The 17,108-nt window shown below is 60.1% G+C and carries 17 protein-coding genes and 1 pseudogene; 16 read left to right on the top strand and 2 right to left on the bottom strand.

All coding sequences use genetic code 11. The features are described from left to right. Positions 1 to 371: 371 nt before the first annotated feature. Positions 372 to 1,418 (bottom strand): NAD(P)-dependent alcohol dehydrogenase, encoded by a 1,047-nt coding sequence (locus AC1DUB_RS01865; protein ID WP_477728050.1) that lies wholly within the window; start codon positions 1,416 to 1,418, stop codon positions 372 to 374. Then, positions 1,405 to 1,650 (bottom strand): DeoR family transcriptional regulator, encoded by a 246-nt coding sequence (locus tag AC1DUB_RS01860; RefSeq protein WP_477728049.1) that lies wholly within the window; start codon positions 1,648 to 1,650, stop codon positions 1,405 to 1,407. Before AC1DUB_RS01860 ends, AC1DUB_RS01865 begins: the two co-directional genes overlap by 14 nt. A 194-nt stretch (positions 1,651 to 1,844) precedes the next feature. Between AC1DUB_RS01860 and AC1DUB_RS01855 the strand changes: the two genes are divergently transcribed. From AC1DUB_RS01855 to trbG, 16 genes and pseudogenes are all read left to right on the top strand, one after another. After that, on the top strand, positions 1,845 to 2,897 hold the full coding sequence (locus AC1DUB_RS01855) for an ABC transporter substrate-binding protein (protein ID WP_477728048.1): 1,053 nt from the start codon (positions 1,845 to 1,847) through the stop codon (positions 2,895 to 2,897). Between the two features lie 148 nt (positions 2,898 to 3,045). Continuing rightward, complete coding sequence (locus AC1DUB_RS01850; protein ID WP_477728047.1) at positions 3,046 to 4,143, top strand: ABC transporter ATP-binding protein; 1,098 nt, start codon at positions 3,046 to 3,048, stop codon at positions 4,141 to 4,143. Positions 4,144 to 4,145: 2 nt separating this feature from the next. Then, positions 4,146 to 5,045 (top strand): ABC transporter permease, encoded by a 900-nt coding sequence (locus tag AC1DUB_RS01845; RefSeq protein ID WP_477728046.1) that lies wholly within the window; start codon positions 4,146 to 4,148, stop codon positions 5,043 to 5,045. Then, positions 5,042 to 5,866: an ABC transporter permease gene (locus tag AC1DUB_RS01840; protein ID WP_477728045.1), complete on the top strand. Its 825-nt coding sequence runs from the start codon at positions 5,042 to 5,044 to the stop codon at positions 5,864 to 5,866. The genes AC1DUB_RS01845 and AC1DUB_RS01840 overlap by 4 nt, the downstream gene beginning before the upstream one ends. Before the next feature lie 133 nt (positions 5,867 to 5,999). Next, a pseudogene (locus tag AC1DUB_RS01835) lies at positions 6,000 to 6,198 on the top strand (FAD-dependent oxidoreductase); the annotation flags it as partial. Between the two features lie 134 nt (positions 6,199 to 6,332). After that, complete coding sequence (locus AC1DUB_RS01830; RefSeq protein WP_477728044.1) at positions 6,333 to 8,363, top strand: conjugal transfer protein TraG; 2,031 nt, start codon at positions 6,333 to 6,335, stop codon at positions 8,361 to 8,363. Continuing rightward, the gene (locus AC1DUB_RS01825) at positions 8,360 to 8,839 is read left to right on the top strand and encodes a CopG family transcriptional regulator (protein ID WP_477728043.1); all 480 of its coding nucleotides are present in this window, start codon (positions 8,360 to 8,362) and stop codon (positions 8,837 to 8,839) included. The genes AC1DUB_RS01830 and AC1DUB_RS01825 overlap by 4 nt, the downstream gene beginning before the upstream one ends. A gap of 85 nt (positions 8,840 to 8,924) precedes the next feature. Continuing rightward, positions 8,925 to 9,893 carry a P-type conjugative transfer ATPase TrbB gene (trbB, locus tag AC1DUB_RS01820; RefSeq protein ID WP_477728089.1) on the top strand — a complete coding sequence of 323 codons (969 nt, stop codon included), beginning with the start codon at positions 8,925 to 8,927 and terminating at the stop codon, positions 9,891 to 9,893. Next, positions 9,890 to 10,222: a TrbC/VirB2 family type IV secretion system protein gene (locus AC1DUB_RS01815; RefSeq protein WP_477728042.1), complete on the top strand. Its 333-nt coding sequence runs from the start codon at positions 9,890 to 9,892 to the stop codon at positions 10,220 to 10,222. The genes trbB and AC1DUB_RS01815 overlap by 4 nt, the downstream gene beginning before the upstream one ends. Further along, a complete protein-coding gene (locus AC1DUB_RS01810) occupies positions 10,219 to 10,491 on the top strand; it encodes a VirB3 family type IV secretion system protein (protein ID WP_477728041.1) in 273 nt (90 codons plus the stop codon). Before AC1DUB_RS01815 ends, AC1DUB_RS01810 begins: the two co-directional genes overlap by 4 nt. A gap of 22 nt (positions 10,492 to 10,513) precedes the next feature. Continuing rightward, positions 10,514 to 12,970: a conjugal transfer protein TrbE gene (gene trbE / locus AC1DUB_RS01805; protein WP_477728040.1), complete on the top strand. Its 2,457-nt coding sequence runs from the start codon at positions 10,514 to 10,516 to the stop codon at positions 12,968 to 12,970. After that, positions 12,967 to 13,695 carry a P-type conjugative transfer protein TrbJ gene (gene trbJ, locus AC1DUB_RS01800; protein WP_477728039.1) on the top strand — a complete coding sequence of 243 codons (729 nt, stop codon included), beginning with the start codon at positions 12,967 to 12,969 and terminating at the stop codon, positions 13,693 to 13,695. Before trbE ends, trbJ begins: the two co-directional genes overlap by 4 nt. 10 nt (positions 13,696 to 13,705) lie before the next feature. Next, positions 13,706 to 14,008: an EexN family lipoprotein gene (locus tag AC1DUB_RS01795; protein ID WP_477728038.1), complete on the top strand. Its 303-nt coding sequence runs from the start codon at positions 13,706 to 13,708 to the stop codon at positions 14,006 to 14,008. After that, positions 14,005 to 15,381 (top strand): P-type conjugative transfer protein TrbL, encoded by a 1,377-nt coding sequence (trbL, locus tag AC1DUB_RS01790; RefSeq protein WP_477728037.1) that lies wholly within the window; start codon positions 14,005 to 14,007, stop codon positions 15,379 to 15,381. Before AC1DUB_RS01795 ends, trbL begins: the two co-directional genes overlap by 4 nt. Before the next feature lie 12 nt (positions 15,382 to 15,393). Further along, positions 15,394 to 16,098 (top strand): conjugal transfer protein TrbF, encoded by a 705-nt coding sequence (trbF, locus tag AC1DUB_RS01785; protein WP_477728036.1) that lies wholly within the window; start codon positions 15,394 to 15,396, stop codon positions 16,096 to 16,098. Then, positions 16,095 to 17,108: a P-type conjugative transfer protein TrbG gene (gene trbG / locus AC1DUB_RS01780; protein WP_477728035.1), complete on the top strand. Its 1,014-nt coding sequence runs from the start codon at positions 16,095 to 16,097 to the stop codon at positions 17,106 to 17,108. Before trbF ends, trbG begins: the two co-directional genes overlap by 4 nt.

The following is a 17,108-nucleotide window of genomic DNA, read 5'->3' as shown; positions in this document are numbered from 1 at the left end:
GTCGCCATGATCGGCGGCGGCATCATCGGCATCAGCACCGCGTTGTGACTAAGGAGGAGCGGTCAAAACGTCACCGTGTTTGAGCTGGAATCCGTGGGGTCGCGGTGCGTCGCTGGGAGATTCGGGCAAGATCGGCAACTATGGCGTCCTCTCATGCAGCACGTCGGCAATGCTGAAGGCCATGTCCCGGCTGCTTTGGGACGGCACTAGCTCGCCGGCGATCCGCCCGGCGCACTTGCGTCGCAGGCATCATCGGCTTCCTCGCGTTGCCCCAAAGAAACTTCATGGCTGGCATCTCACTGACTGTCGGCGGTGGTGTCTGGATGGAGTAGCGCTCGCAACCGCGCGTCTCCAGTAAATCTTTTTATATATCAGGTGACGAGCGATGCGATGTCGATGACGAAGCGGTAGCGCACGTCGCTCTTCAGCACGCGTTCGTAGGCTTCGTTGACGTCTTGTATATTGATCTTCTCTATTTCCGACACGATGTTGTGCTCTCCGCAAAAATGCAGCATTTCCTGGGTTTCCTTGATCGAGCCGTTCATTGAGCCTGAGAGGCTCCTGCGGCCGAGGATCAGCGAGAAGGCATGGACCGGGATCATGTGTTCCGGCGCACCGACGATGACCATCGAACCGTTGACCTTGAGCAGGCGGAGATAGGCGTTCCAGTCGATCACGACACCTGCGGTGCAGATGATGAGGTCGAAGGTGCGAGCGAGCTTCTCGAAGGTCGAGGCGTCGCTGGTCGCGTAATATTCCTTGGCACCTAGTTTCAGGCCGTCTTCCTTCTTCGACAGCGACTGGGAGAGGACGGTTATCTCAGCGCCCATGGCGGCGCCGAGCTTGACGCCCATGTGGCCGAGACCGCCCATTCCGACGATTGCCACCTTCTTGCCGGGGCCGGCATTCCAGTGGCGGAGCGGCGAGTAGAGCGTGATGCCAGCGCAGAGCAGCGGTGCGGAGGCATCGAGCGGCAGGTTGTCCGGGATTGACAGGACGTAGCCTTCCTTGACGACGACATGATCGGAATACCCACCCTGGGTCGGGGTCTTTCCGTCAGCCTCAACGTCGTTGTAGGTATCAACGAGGCCTGGTAGGTACTGCTCGTTGTCGAGGTCGCGGCTGGCGCAGCCGACACAACTGTCGACGAAGCAGCCGACGCCGACGCGGTCGCCGACCTTGAACTTGGTGACCTTCGAGCCGACGGCCGAAACGATGCCAACGATCTCGTGACCCGGAACGATCGGGTATTTCGCGTTCTTCCATTCGTTGCGGACGGTGTGGATGTCCGAGTGGCAGACGCCTGCGAACTTGATGTCGATCACCACATCGTCAGGGTTCGGCGTGCGGCGCTCGAAGGTAAAGGGCGTCAGCGGTTTCGACGCGTCAGTCGCAGCATAGCCTTTAGCAATAGTCATGAATAGCTCCAGTCATCTTTGGTAAGCGGAATTGGACGTGCGGACTAAATTGGGTGGCCTTGGCCGCAAACGACAGTTCGAAAAATGCCGCCTCCTTCAGCCTGGCACCGCTATGCGTGCGAATAAGCAGGTCTTCCTTTTCAAGCTCAGACAGGTCGCGCCGGATGGTCATTCCGGAGACGCTGAACCGCTTGCAAAGCTCTTCGTGACGGTCGCTGCGCTTGTCGCTCATGGTCACTTACTCCACGTCAATAATGTTCAGATCGAACAAGGTTGGCGCAGTCATAGTCAAATATGGCAAGGGTTTTCCCTGCGTTATATTTTTCTGAATGCTTGCATAATGATTGATGTTAACACTATTCAATCAAAAATAGTGTAAAATTAAGTCCGAAACGTCGGGAATTTATCAACACCAGGAGTAAATGCATGACACACACATATTTTTATCGCGGCCTGCTTTCCGCAGCGGCCTTTGCGTTGATCGGTGCTTTTGCTGCGGCGGCGCACGCGGCTGACGTGGTCATCGCGTCATCTGGGGGTAACTCTCAAGTCGCGCAACGGGAGGCGTTTTGGAAGCCTGTCTCGAAGGCGTTGGGTATGACTGTCGGGGAAGACACCACCCAGAACTGGGGAGAGGCGAGGGCGCAGGTCGATGCCCGAGCAGTGACTTGGGACATCGTGCAGCTTGCCATGTTTGAAAGCAAACTTGCTGCCGATGCCGGCGTCATCATCAAGCTACCCGCCGACATCGTGAATCGTAGCGATTATGTGCCTGGTACGGTCTCCGATTACTGCATCGGCACCAGTGTCTATTCCACAGTGATTTCCTACAGCACCGTAGCATACGGTGGTCGAGGTCCGCAGAACATGAAGGAGTTTTGGGACGTCAAGATGTTTCCCGGCAAGCGCGGAATGTATCGCAATCCACGCAGCACGGTCGAAGCAGCGGTTCTGGCTTTGGGTTATCCACGTAGTGAGATCTACAAGTTTCTCAGTACGAAAGAAGGTCGCAAGGCTGCGATCGCTAAGCTCGCAGAGCTTAAGCCTCATATCGTGTTTTGGGAAAGCGGTGCTCAGTCCATGCAGCTTGTCAAGGACGGCGAAGTGCCGCTGATGTACGGTTATAACGGGCGCATCCAAGCCGCCATCGATGCTGGCGCAAAGTACCGGATAAACTTCAACGACGGACGCATTGAAAACGACTGCTACGCGATTGTCAAGGGTGCTCCGAACACCGCGAACGCGTTGAAGTTCCTAAGGGAAGTCGTTAAGCCGCAATATATGAAAGACCTGCCGAAATACATCGCATACGGGTCGGCGAATTTGAAATCTTACGCAACATTTGACGAAGCCACTCTGGCCCGGCTGGCATCGTCCCCAAAGAACGTTGTCAACCAATATACCGCCGACATCGACTTCTGGTATCGGAACGGCCCCGAACTGTCGGAGGCATTTGACGAGATGCTTCTCTCGAAGTAAGAGTTACTACCTTGGAAATTAGTGACCAAGGTTGTTGGCACCTTGTCGGGCGGTTCGAAACACAGGTCGGCCGCCCGACTGAAATGATGGGCATGACCTGTTTGACCCTGCATTGGATGCGCGCGACGTTATGAAACAACCAAGACACTTGACCTCTGCCTCGGCGGACTCGCTGCCGATCGGCATCACGAATATCGGTAAGACCTATGGCCGGGTAGAGGCTTTGAAGAACGTGTCACTCGACATACGTAGCGGCGAGTTCATGACCCTTCTCGGCCCTTCGGGTTCCGGAAAGACAACCCTGCTCATGGTGCTGGCAGGCTTCATTCGACCGGACCATGGGTCCCTTCGGTTCGGAACAGAAGAGGTCATATTGAGGCCCCCTCATCAGCGTGGCATCGGGATGATGTTCCAGAACTATGCGCTGTTTCCCCATATGAATGTATTTGAGAATATTGCCTATTCGTTGAGGATCAGGAAGCGACCCCAGGTAGAGATTGATGCGGCGGTGGCGCAGGTGCTTGAGACGGTACAGTTGCCCGGTTACCAGAATCGCCGCATTTCTGAGCTTTCCGGCGGCCAGAAGCAGCGTATCGCGCTTGCTCGCGCGGTGGTTGCCAAGCCGAAGATCCTTCTCATGGATGAGCCGCTATCCGCCCTCGACAAAAACCTGAGGGAACTAATGCAGGTCGAATTGCGGGCCATGCACGAGCGCCTGGGGATGACGACCGTGCTGGTGACGCACGACCAGCGTGAGGCCCTGACCATGTCGGATCGGATCGCCGTCTTGCGAGGCGGCGAGATCGCCCAGCTGGACGCGGCCGAGGATCTTTATAACGCGCCCAAGACGGCGTTCATCGCCGAGTTCATGGGCGAATCGAACTTCCTGTCGGTAAAGACGACCGGTGGCCAACCTTATTACCGTGACCAGGCGCTCAAGCTTGGCAAGGACTCGAATGCCCCCGAAGGAGAGGGGCTGCTGATCATCCGGCCGGAAAAGATGGAGATCGTCACCGCGTCAACGGATCGAAGCGCCTACAACATGTTTAACGGCACTCTTGAGAGAATTCTTTTCCAAGGCGATAGCTGCTTAGCTTTCGTGCAACTTTCGACCGGAGAAACTATCTCGGTGAGACGGAATTTGCGAGAAGGAACGCGGTCTCTTTTTCCCGCGCRCGGAGAGCCCATCACCGTTGGCTTGCACGTGAACGAAACTCGCGTCGTGAGCAACGATCTCAAGCGATGAATATGGCACCGATCTCATTGACCAATAGTGCTGACGACAATGCTGAAGCGCTCCGGAAATCCGCAAAGTCGGAAAACGCCTGGCTGCTGTCACTTGCCGCACTCGGTGCAGCGCTGATTTTTATTGCGATCCTGCTACCGCTAGGCGTCATGCTCTACCTTTCCTTCGTCGGTGACAGGGGCGGTTTCACCCTGGAGCATTACGAGCGGCTCTGGAGCCAACCGGTATATGCCAAGGTCTTCGCAATGACCTTCAAAGTATCGTTCTACACGACGCTGCTCGTGGCGCTGGTCGGGTATCCGCTCACCTATTTTCTGGTCCAACTGCCGGAGAAGACACTGAAATACGTGCTTCTTTTCATTCTTGTCCCGTTCTGGACAGCCGTTCTCGTTCGCACCTATGCTTGGCTCGTGCTCTTGCAGTACAACGGGCTCGTCAACAAAGCTCTGATCGGCATGGGACTGATCGACGAGCCGCTGCAGCTTGCGCACAACATGACTGGCGCGCTGATCGGTATGGTCCACATCATGATTCCCTTTATGGTGCTTCCTCTTTACGCGTCCATGCGAGCGATCGATCAAAATCTCGTGGCCGCAGCTTGCAATCTGGGGGCCAAACCGTCGAAGGCGTTTTGGGACGTGTTCTTCCCGTTGTCATTGCCCGGATTCTTGTCAGGCATCCTGTTGGTGTTCGTCATGTGCCTCGGTTTTTACACGACACCCGCAGTGCTCGGAGGTGGGCAGGTCATCATGGCAGCCATGCGGATCGACGCCAACGTGCGGCTGTATTCCAGCTGGGGTGCCGCAAGCTCACTGGGGATCGTATTGCTCGCCATCACCCTCGCATTGCTCGCAATCGCAACAGTTCTCGCACGTAAAACAAAACGGAGTACGTTTTCATGACTTGGTTGAATCGCTCGGCTTCCATTCTCCAGGTCACCCATCGACAGCGCCTCTGGCTGTATGTTTTCGCGGTTCTTATCCTGATTTTCCTGATACTGCCGACGTTGATCGTCGTTCCGATGAGCTTTTCCGGGACGCAGGACTTGGAATTCCCACCCCGCGAACTGTCGTTGAAATGGTACAGCAACTATTTCTCGTCACCCGAATGGATGACTTCGACGCTGACTTCGGTCCGGGTAGCCATCCTCACGACAATTTGCGCGACGGTCATCGGTACGTCAGCGGCCTACGGTATCTGGGCCGGCAGTGCGCGCTGGCGGTCGTTTCTCCTCAGCCTTTTCGCATTGCCTATGGCCGTGCCGATCATCCTCGTGGCTGTGGGCTCGCTCTTCGTCTTCGCGCGGCTCGGCCTGGTGAACACCACCTTTGGGCTTACCTTTGTCCACACTGCCTTGGCGCTGCCCATCGTCGTTATCCTTGTGACGGCAGGGCTGGCATCCTATGACGGCAATCAGGAACAGGCGGCCCGCAGCCTCGGGGCGACTCGTCTGCGTGCATTTTTCACCGTAACCGTGCCGCAGATCAAGGCGTCGGTGCTCTCGGCGACGCTCTTTTCCTTTTTTACGTCGTTCGACGAGGTCGTCGTTGCCATGTTCATCTCGAACGGTTCTGCGGCGACATTGAATCGCCGTATGTTCAACGCCCTCCGGGACCAGGTCGATCCTACGATCGCGGCGATCTCGACATGCCTCATTGGCGTGACGATCGTACTGATTGTCCTGAGCCAAGCGTTCAAGGCCCCAACAGCACTGTCACGTTGACGGATTGGTGAGCACTACGCGGCAGTTCAGCCCGATGAGCACCGTTTGCTGCAGCCTGACGATTTCACCAAACTGGGGTGAATGCAGTCAACGTGATTGAAGGGTTTGAAGGCATACAAGGTCAGCCAGGCTGATGTACCGGGTCGACGCGGTTGTCATCGGCACCGGTGTGGGTGGGCCTGGCAGGGTGCGAGGTCATGGTGCTGGCGGTGACCACCGGTACCGGCACCAGCTCACGCAACAGCGAAGTCATTCACGCTGGCATCTATTACCCGCAAGTCTCGCTCAAAGTCCGGCTGTGCATGCAAGGTAAAGACATGCATTGCCGTTATCCACGCCTGAACTGTGTCCGCACTTCGCTGCGCTACGCCAGCATGGGTGTGTAGTGCCGTGCTTCGAATCGAAACTTCATGCACGCGGTGCCGTGGTGGCACGCGTGCAAGAAATCGATACAAAGGGCGGGTTCATGCCGACAGGTATCCTGTTTGGTCAGATTGCAGTAGTGTTGGGGATCACGCTTAGTGGTATCTGGGCGGCAACCCAATGGACATCGGCAGCGCTTGGTTGCCAGCCGCAGCTCGGACTACCCTGGTTTGACCTGTTCGGCACCCCAATCTATCACCCGTGGAGCCTGTTCGAGTGGTGGTATTTCTTTGACGCCTATGCGCCCGATGTTTTCCTGCGCGGTGGCATCATCGCAGCCTCCAGCGGATTGCTCGCAACCGGTGCCGCCATTGCGATGGCTGTCTGGCGATCACGTCTCGCGAAGCGTGTCACCACCTACGGCTCTGCCCGTTGGGCCGAACCTGAAGAAGTTCGGGCGGCAGGCCTGACCCAACCTGCTGGTGTGTTCCTGGGGAGGTTGCGTACCAAGGAAGGTGACTACCTTCGCCACGAAGGTCCGGAACACGTGATGGCCTTCGCGCCCACCCGTTCCGGTAAGGGTGTCGGCCTGGTGGTGCCAACACTGCTGTCATGGCCCGGCTCCGCCGTCATCCACGACATCAAGGGTGAGAACTGGCAGCTAACCGCAGGCTGGTGCTCACGTTTCTCATATTGCCTGCTGTTCAACCCCACTGATGCACGCTCTGCTGCATACAACCCTTTGCTGGAAGTACGGCGCGGCATGCACGAGGTGCGCGACGTGCAGAACATCGCCGACATCCTCGTGGACCCCGAAGGCGCACTGGAGCGGCGCAACCACTGGGAGAAGACATCACATGCCCTGCTGGTGGGCGCCATCCTGCATGTGCTCTACGCCGGTGACGATAAAACCCTACGCGGTGTCGCCAACTTCCTGTCCGATCCAGCCAATCCGTTCGAGATCACGCTGCACCGGATGATGACGACGCGGCATCTGGGCGACGTCACTCACCCGGTCGTTGCTTCAGCAGCCCGCGAAGTGCTGAACAAGAGTGACAACGAACGTTCGGGGGTTCTCTCTACCGCGATGAGTTTTCTGGGGCTTTACCGCGATCCGACGGTGGCTGAAGTCACCTCACGCTGCGACTGGCGCATTGCTGATCTGATTTCCGCAGAACACCCGGTGTCGCTGTACCTGGTGGTGCCGCCCTCCGACATCAGCCGCACCAAGCCGCTGATCCGCTTGATCCTGAACCAGATCGGCCGACGCCTGACCGAATCGCTGGATGGTTCGGACGGCATCGCACGTCGGCACAAGCTGCTGCTGATGCTGGACGAGTTCCCGGCGCTGGGCCGTCTGGACTTCTTTGAGTCTGCTCTGGCCTTTATGGCAGGTTATGGATTGCGTGCCTTCCTGATTGCGCAATCCCTGAACCAGATCGACAAGGCCTATGGCCAGAACCATTCGATTCTCGACAACTGCCATGTGCGCATTGCGTTCGCAACCAACGATGAGCGCACAGCCAAGCGAATTTCTGAAGCCCTGGGCACAGCCACTGAATTGCGCGCGCAGCGCAACTACGCCGGCCACCGGCTGGCCCCATGGCTCGGGCACCTGATGGTCTCACGGCAGGAAACTGCACGCCCCTTGCTCACACCGGGCGAGGTAATGCAGTTGCCACCTGATGAGGAAGTCGTGATGGTGTCGGGTCATCCGCCGATCAAGGCCGCAAAGCTGCGCTACTACCAGGACCGAAATTTCATGGGCCGGATGCTGGCGCCGCCTGTGCTGGCGCTGGACGGCTATGCAGACAAGCCCATGGCGCGGCCAGACGACTGGAGCGGACTGCCGATACCTGCAGCGTCCGAGACCTTGACCGCGAACCCGTCAGGCGGGTTTGCCGACGAAGGCGGCCATCAGCTCAAGCCTGAATTGGACGTTGCGCTCGATGTCCAGCCCTTGATGGATAGTGACGACCTGCTGGTGCTCGATGACGAGGACGACATGTCACTGCAACCACACGGCCTGAAGCGGGACAGGCGGGATGGGTCGGATATAGGGGATACAGACCAACGAACGCAGCGCACCGCGCGACTCGCAGCACTGGACCCGGACGACGGGATTGCACTATGAGTCGGACCCGTCTCAATATCTTCATTGAACCCGATCACGCGAAGCGCTTGGACCAGCTCGCCGCCGTGCACAAGGGCGTGTCCAAGTCGGCGGTGATTGCGGCGGCTCTAGCTTCATTCCTTTCACCGGATGCTGCCGACCAGCGCGAGGCCGCCATGGGTAAACGGCTGGACCGCCTCTCGCACCAGTTCGACAGGCTGGAGCGTGATCAGTCCATCCTGATTGAAACGGTGGCGCTCCACATCCGCTATTTCCTGACGGTCTCATTGCCCGTGCCCGAAGGCCAGCAGGATGCAGCCCGTGCGCAGGGCCGTGCCCGTTATGCCCAGTTTATCGAACAGCTTGCCCGCCACATTCAACGCGGGCGCAGCCTGGTCCGGGAAGTCCATGAAGAGGTTGCGCCAGATGACCTGGCTTCCCAGGCGACCACACCAGAACACGAGGAAGGGGAGGTAACCAATGATCCGCAAGCCTGACAAAGACGCGGGGGACGGTGTGGTCCGCAGTGACGGAGACGGTAGCGGTGGCAGTGCCGCCGTCTCTCTGGAGCGCCGCATCCGCATGCTGCGCACGGCCATGGGTCCTGAGATTGCAGCAGCACTGGAAGACCCGGAAGTCGTGGAGGTTCTGCTGAACCCGGACGGTACTCTGTGGCTGGACCGGCTGGGCTCGGGTCGTTCCCCGACCGGCACGACCTTGCCGCCAGCCGTGGCCGAGCGGATCATCCGCCTAGTGGCAGCGCACGTGCGGGCCGAAGTGAGTGCAGGTGCGCCTATTTTGTCGGCCGAACTGCCCGAGACCAGGGAGCGTTTCCTGGGGGTATTGCCACCGGTGGTGCGTGCGCCCTCGTTTGCGATCCGCAAGCGGGCGTTACGCATCATGACGCTGAGCCACTATGTGGCCGATGGCATTCTGACCGAAGCGCAAGCCGTATTTCTCCGTGCTGCCGTGCGTGAGCGCCTCAACATCGTCGTATGTGGTGGCACCAGCACCGGCAAGACCACGCTGGCCAATGCGCTGCTCGACGAGATTGCCGATACCGGCGACCGGGTCATGATCCTCGAAGACACGGTGGAATTGCAGTGCCGATCCGACGACCATGTCTGCATGCGCACCGAGCCGGGTGTCAGCACCATGGCCGACTTGGTGCGTGCCACGCTGCGGCTGCGACCGGACCGCGTGGTGGTCGGCGAAGTACGCGGTGGGGAAGCGCTGGACCTGGTCAAGATCTGGGGTACCGGGCATCCGGGCGGCATTGCCACCGTGCACGCCGGTTCAGCCCATGGCGCCTTGGTCCGGCTGGAGCAACTGATTCAGGAAGTCTCGGTCACGGTTCCCCGCGCACTGATCGCCGAGGCGGTCAACGTCATCGTCTTCATCGCTGGTCGCGGTCGGCATCGGCGCGTGCAGGAGATTGCACGGGTCATCGGCTTTGACAGCCACGGCTACCAGCTCAGTCCCGATCTGATGCCGTCGTTTCCTTCAATTTCACCCGTCACCAACCTACCCACTACCGGAGAACCTTCATGACGACTTCACGCATTTCCGTAAAACCAGTCCTTCAGGCCGCGGCCATCACGGCGCTGCTGCTGGCTATCGCCATCCCTGCCCAAGCCGCAGGCTCGAACATGCCGTGGGAGGCACCGCTACAGTCCATCCTCGAATCGGTTCAAGGACCAGTGGCCCGCATCGTGGCGGTGATCATCATCATTACCACTGGATTGACGCTAGCGTTTGGTGACAGCAGCGGTGGCTTTCGGAAACTGGTGCAGATTGTGTTCGGGTTGTCGATTGCGTTTGCCGCATCGTCATTCTTCCTGACCTTTTTCAGCTTCTCGGGTGGAGCGGTACTGACATGAGCGCAGTCACAGCCAATACACCGGGTTTTGAGGTGCCGCTGCACCGGTCCCTGACCGAATCCATCCTGCTGGGTGGCGCACCACGCACCGTGGCGATTGCCAATGGCACGCTGGCGGCTGCGGTTGGACTGGGCTTGCAGCTCTGGCTGCCGGGTATTGCGCTGTGGATCAGCGGCCACTCGTTGGCAGTCTGGGGCGCGCGCCTGGATCCGCAGTTCATGCAGGTCTTTGCGCGGCACATCAAGCACCGCGTGCTGCTGGACGTGTGAGGCAAGACATGGAGAACACAGCATGATGCACCTCGCCGAATACCGCAAACGCCCGGCCTTGCTGGCCGACTGGCTGCCCTGGGCCGGAATGGTCGCGCCGGGCGTCGTGCTGAACAAGGACGGTTCGTTCCAGCGCACGGCACGTTTCCGTGGGCCGGACCTGGACAGTGCGACGCAGGGCGAGCTGGTAGCGACCTCCGCGCGTTTGAACAACGCGTTGCGCCGGCTGGGGTCGGGTTGGGCCCTGTTTGTCGAGGCCGAGCGCAGCGAAGCGGCTGACTACCCGAAATCAGTTTTTCCTGAACCGCTGTCCTGGCTGGTTGATGAAGAGCGCCGGGCAGCTTTCGAGGAGGCGGCAAGCCACTTCGAGAGTGCCTATCACCTGACGCTGCTGTACCTGCCGCCGGAAGAGTCTCAGGCGCGTGCCGCCAAGCTGCTGTACGAGAACACCAAGGCCGAGGGCGTGGACTGGCCAAATTGGAGAGGGCGGCTGGAGGGCTTCGTGTCGGAGACTGAACGCTTCTTTGGCCTGCTCGAAGGGGTGATGCCAGAGATTGCCTGGCTGGACGATGGTCAGACCTTGACCTACCTGCACGGCTGTGTGTCTACGCGCCGGCATCCGGTGGCTGTGCCCGAGGTGCCGATGCATCTGGATGCCTTGCTGGCGGACGAACCATTGACGGGTGGGCTCGCCCCCATGCTTGGAAATCAGCACCTGCGTGTGCTGTCGGTGCGGGGCTTTCCTACCTCGACCTGGCCGGGTTTGCTGGACGACCTGAACCGTTTGGGTTTTGCTTACCGTTGGAGCACGCGTTTCCTGTGTCTGGACAAGGCTGAGGCGGAGAAGGAACTGACGCGCTTGCGCCGCCAGTGGTTCGCCAAACGCAAGGACATCGTGGCGTTGCTGCGTGAGACCATCTTCCAGCAGGAAAGCCCGCTGGTTGATTCCGATGCGTCGAACAAGGCGACGGATGCCGATGCGGCCTTGCAGGAACTGGGCAGTGACCAGGTGTCCTTCGGGTATGTGACGGCGACGGTGACAGTAATGGATACCGATGCCACTGCCGCCGATGAGAAGCTGCGCGCCGTGGAGCGAACCATTCAGGGCCGCGGTTTTGTCACGAACCCGGAAACCCTGAATGCGGTGGATGCCTGGCTGTCGTCCATTCCGGGACATGCCTATGCCAACGTGCGCCAGCCCATTGTTTCGACCTTGAACCTGGCCCACATGATGCCGGTGTCAGCGGTCTGGGCCGGGCAGGACCGCAATGCGCACCTGGACGGGCCACCCCTGATCGTGACGCGCACCGATGGCGCGACGCCGTTCCGGTTGCTCACGCACATCGGCGACGTGGGTAATACGCTGGTGGTGGGTCCCATCGGCATGGGTAAGTCGGTCTTGCTGGCCACCTTGGCCATGCAGTTCCGGCGCTACGCCGGCTCGCGCATTCTGGCCTTCGACATGGGCCGTTCCATTCGCGCCACCATTCTCGGGTTAGGCGGCGAGCACTATGACCTGGGAAAGGATGGTGGTGCCGAGGGCTCTATTTCCTTCCAACCGCTGGCGCGCATTGACCACGATGGCTACCGCGCTTGGGCGGCGGAATGGATAGCCGGGCGTTTGATTCACGAAGGCGTCCCGGTTGGCCCAGCCGAGAAGGATGCGGTCTGGTCGGCTTTGAACAGCCTGGCCAGTGCGCCGGTCAATCAGCGCACCATGACGGGCCTGTCCGTGCTGCTGCAATCGAACGCCTTGCGCCAGGCCTTACAGCCCTATGTGCTGGGTGGCGCGCACGGCAAGCTGCTGGACGCGGATTCGGACCGATTGGGTTCCGCCGACATGCAAGGCTTCGAGATGGAAGAGCTGATGCACAGCAAGGCGGCAATGCTGGCGGTTCTGGGTTACCTGTTCGCGCGTTTCGAAGAACGTTTTGATGGGGCTCCGACGCTGCTGATTCTGGACGAAGCCTGGCTGTTCCTGGACGACCCGGTGTTTGCGTCCCGCATTCGCCAGTGGCTCAAGACCTTGCGCAAGAAGAATGTGTCAGTGATTTTTGCGACGCAGTCGCTGGCGGACATCAAGGATTCCGCCATTGCCCCGGCCATTATTGAGAGCTGCGCCAGCCGCATCTTCCTTCCCAACCCGCAGGCGACCGAGCCGCAAATTCGCGTCATCTACGAAGGCTTCGGGCTCAACAGTCGGCAGATCGACATCGTCGCGCAGGCGCAGCCCAAACGGGACTATTACTACCAGTCGCGACTGGGCAACCGGGTCTTTGACTTGGGGCTCGGGCCGGTGGCTTTGGCATTTGCTGGTGCTGCCAAACCCGAGGACCAGCGTGCCATGGATGCGGTGTCGGCGTCCGTCCCGCGTGTGGACTTTGCAAGCGCATGGCTGCGACATCGGGGTTTGGATTGGGCTGCGGACCTCATTCCGTCGTTTCCTTCGTTTCCATCACATCAGGAGAAATCTTCATGAAGAAGACCTTGCTGGCCGTTACCACGGCTTTGCTTGTGACCGCCATGCCCGCTGCACAGGCCCAGTGGGTCGTATTCGACCCGTCCAATTATTCCCAGAACATCCTGACCGCCGCCCGCACCCTGGAACAGATCAACAACCAGATCCGGCAGTTGCAGAACGAGGCCCAGATGCTGATGAACCAGGCCAGGAACCTGACGGGTCTGGACTTTAGTGCGTTGGCTGAGCTGCGGTCCGCGCTGTCTGCGACGAACCAGTTGATTCAGCAGGCGCAGGGCATGGCCTTTAATGTGTCGCAGATGGAGACGGAGTTCTCCCGGCTTTACCCGAATGCGTATTCCGCGTCCACCTCAGGCGGTCAGATGGCAGTTGACGCACGCCAACGCTGGCGCAACTCGTTGGAGGCGTTGCGCACGGCGACGAAGGTGCAGTCGCAGGCGGTGCAGAACTTCAGGTCTGACGAGCAAACGCTGACCGACCTCGTGAATCGCAGTCAGTCGGCAGTCGGCGCGCTGCAGGCCACGCAGGCAACCAATCAGTTGCTGGCCTTGCAGTCCCGCCAAGCGATCCAGGCGCAGCAGCTCCAAATCACGCAGGACCGGGCAACCGCCTTGGAGCAGGCGCGGCAGGTGGCGGTACAGGAGCGTGCGCGCGAGGTGCGTCAGCGCTTTCAGGGTGAGGGTACGCCTTACACCCCGTACACCGTGAACTTTTACAGCAACTGAGGGGATCACCATGAAACAGCTTCTGAGTATTGCGCTGGCGTTGTCGGTATCGCTCATAGCGGGTTGCGGAAAGTCGGCACCGACTGACACGGTCGAATCACTGGTCGCGAATCCCGAGCGCCTGAAAGAACTTCGCGCCCAGTGCAAGGCTGACCATGCCAAAGTGGGGGATGCTGTCTGCGGAGCGGTGTCCGAGGCCACGCGGCGGCGCTTCATGGGCACGGGGACGCCCTATACGCCTTATGTGTCCCCAGCAGCAGCACCGCAGCCCGCTGCATCTGCCGTTTCCTCGTCGAAGGACGGGACACGATGAACGACCTGTCGGTCATCGACCGCTTTCTGGATGTTTTTTCGCGCTACATCGATTCGGGTTTTGGCTTGTTGCATGGCGAGGTGGCATTCCTGACGGCCACGTTGGTCGGGATCGATATGACGCTGGCAGGCTTGTTCTGGGCCATGAGCCATGCCAGTGGGGGTGGTGACGACGTGATAGCCAAGCTGGTCAAGAAGGTACTGTATGTCGGAGCCTTTGCCTTCATCATCGGCAACTTCAACAACCTGGCGGGCATTGTGTTTCGATCCTTTTCCGGGCTCGGGCTGGTGGCGTCTGGCTCTTCGATGACGCAGGCGCAGTTGCTGCAGCCGGGACGGCTCGCCCAAGCCGGCGTGGATGCGGGTCGGCCCATCATGGCGCAGATCAGCGACCTGACTGGTTTTCCCGAGGTGTTCGCCAATCTTGATGTCATCAGCGTATTGTTTCTGGCCTGGCTGGTGATCATTGTGAGTTTCTTCGTGCTAGCGGTTCAGCTGTTTGTGACGCTGATCGAGTTCAAGCTGACGACACTGGCGGGGTTCGTGCTGGTGCCTTTTGCGCTGTGGAACAAGACGGCGTTCCTGGCCGAGCGGGTGCTGGGCAATGTGGTGTCATCTGGCATCAAGGTGCTGGTGCTGGCCGTGATTGTCGGTATTGGCTCAGGCTTGTTTGCGGAGTTCCAGACCCCACCGGGGACGGAACCCTCGATTGACCATGCGCTGGTCATCATGCTGGCGTCGCTCACGTTGCTGGGTTTGGGCATCTTTGGTCCCGGCATCGCGACCGGGCTGGTATCGGGCGCGCCGCAGTTGGGCGCGGGTGCTGCGGCGGGAACGATGCTCGGTGCCGCTGGGCTGGCCGTGGCAGGTGGCGCAGCCATTGCCGCCGGCGGTGCTGCCGTAGCCGCCGGTGCGCGTATGGCACCGGGGGCGGCACGTGCGGCTATGGGGGGTGGTGCCAGCGCCGCCCGTTCGGCCAGCACGATGGCTGCTGGTGCGAAGTCCGCCTACCAGGCAGGTGCCACAGCATCGGGCGGTGGCGGTGTTCGCGCTGCAGGGGCAGGTCTGGCCAATGTGGCGAAGACGGGTGCGAGCGCCGTCGGCCAGCGTGTCGCGGCAGGTGCCAAGGCTGTCAAAGATCGCGTTGCATCGGCTGTACCTGAAGCGGCTGCACCGGCTTCAGCCGCAGGTGCCACAACTGGCACAGGTGCTATGAGCGCCGACGCACAGCCTCCTGCACCGGCCTGGGCGAAGCGCTTGCAACGCAACCAGCGTCTTTCGCACGGGGTTTCTACCGCCGCCCACACGCTGCGCTCAGGTGACCACGGCGGGGGCGGAGCCAGCCCGAGCCTGCGCGACCCCTCGAACCATTAAGGAGATCACTTCATGTTATTCAAACGACCCCAGGTGCGTTACTCGGACACGCCCGAACCCGTCACCCCGTACCAGGCTGCCGCACAGGTCTGGGATCAGCGCATCGGCAGTGCCCGCGTGCAAGCCAAGAACTGGCGGCTGATGGCCTTTGGTTGTTTGAGCCTGGCTTTGCTGATGGCGGGAGGATTGGTCTGGCGCTCCGCACAGTCCATCGTGACACCCTATGTCGTCGAGGTGGACAGCGCCGGTCAGGTGCGTGCAGTTGGTGAAGCTGCCACGCCGTACAAACCGAATGACGCGCAGATCGCCTATCACTTGGCGCGCTTTCTCACCGACGTGCGTTCGCTGTCGATTGATCCCATCGTGGTACGGCAGAACTGGCTCGAAGCTTATGAGTACACCACGGACAAGGGCGCGGCCACGCTGAATGACTATGCGCGCGCCAATGATCCTTTTGCTCGCATAGGGAAGAACTCTGTTTCGGTGGAGGTCACGAGCGTTGTGCGGGCCAGCGAATCTTCGTTCCAGATTCGCTGGATCGAGCGCAGTTATGCGAATGGTGCACCTTCGGGCACGGAGCGCTGGACGGCAGTGGTCTCGGTGGTGTTGCAACCGCCGCACACCGAAGAACGCTTGCGACGCAATCCACTGGGCATCTACGTCAACGGCCTGTCCTGGAGCCGTGAACTCGAAGCGACACAAGGAGTAAAACCATGAAGACACATTTCCGTATTTACGCTTTGCCGTTGGTAATGGTCACCACCCTGGCGACCATCACCGGCTGCGCCACGCACGGCAAGCCGCCGCCCGCCATCACATTGGATGAACCCGTGGCCGCACAGTTGCTGCCGGAACTACCCAAGCCCATCGAGGTGGTGACGCTGCCCGAGCCGCTGCCACTGCCGGCACAGTTAAAGCCTCTGTCGACTGAAGCAGAGACGAAGACCCCACCGGAAGCTGCCGACGAAAAGATCCGTGTCTCGCGCGCCAATCTGGAGGCGCGTGTGGCGCCGAGCCGGGAGGGCTACGTCAATGCCATCCAGGTCTGGCCGTATGCCGATGGTGCGCTATACCAGGTCTACACAAGTCCAGGGAGGGTGACCGTCGTTGCGCTGCAAGAGGGTGAGGAACTGGTGACCGTTTCGGCGGGGGACACGGTGCGCTGGATTGTGGGGGACACGGCCAGCGGCTCAGGCACCAGCTTACGTGTGACCGTTCTCGTGAAACCCACCCGCACCGGTCTGAAGACCAACCTGGTCATCACCACGAACCGGCGCATGTACCTGCTGGAGCTGTCTTCGACGCCGCAGGCCTGGATGGCTTCGGTGTCCTGGGATTACCCCAAGGACCGGATGCTGGCCTTGCAGAAGCAGGCGCAGCAGGCTCAAGTGGCTGCGCCAGTCGATTCCGGCTTGTCGCTGGAGCAGATCAAGTTCCGCTATGCCATCACCGGCGACAGCCCGCCGTGGAGGCCGCTGCGTGCTTTCGATGACGGGCAGCGGGTGTACATCCAGTTTCCTGGGGGTATCGCGCAGGGCGAGTTGCCGCCGCTGTTCGTGATTGGGCCGCAAGGTGATGGGCAATTGGTGAACTACCGTTTCCGGTCACCGTATTACGTGGTGGATCGGCTGTTTGGTGCCGCTGAGTTGCGACTTGGGGCGGACAAGGCTCAGGTGGTGCGGATTGAGCGCACCGATGGGGTTGCCAGTACGGCGCGGAGGAACTGA

Source organism: Polaromonas sp. P4_F9, from assembly GCF_056401235.1.
The sequence above is the reverse complement of the archived record's forward strand: the minus strand, read 5'-3'. Positions and strand labels throughout refer to the sequence as shown.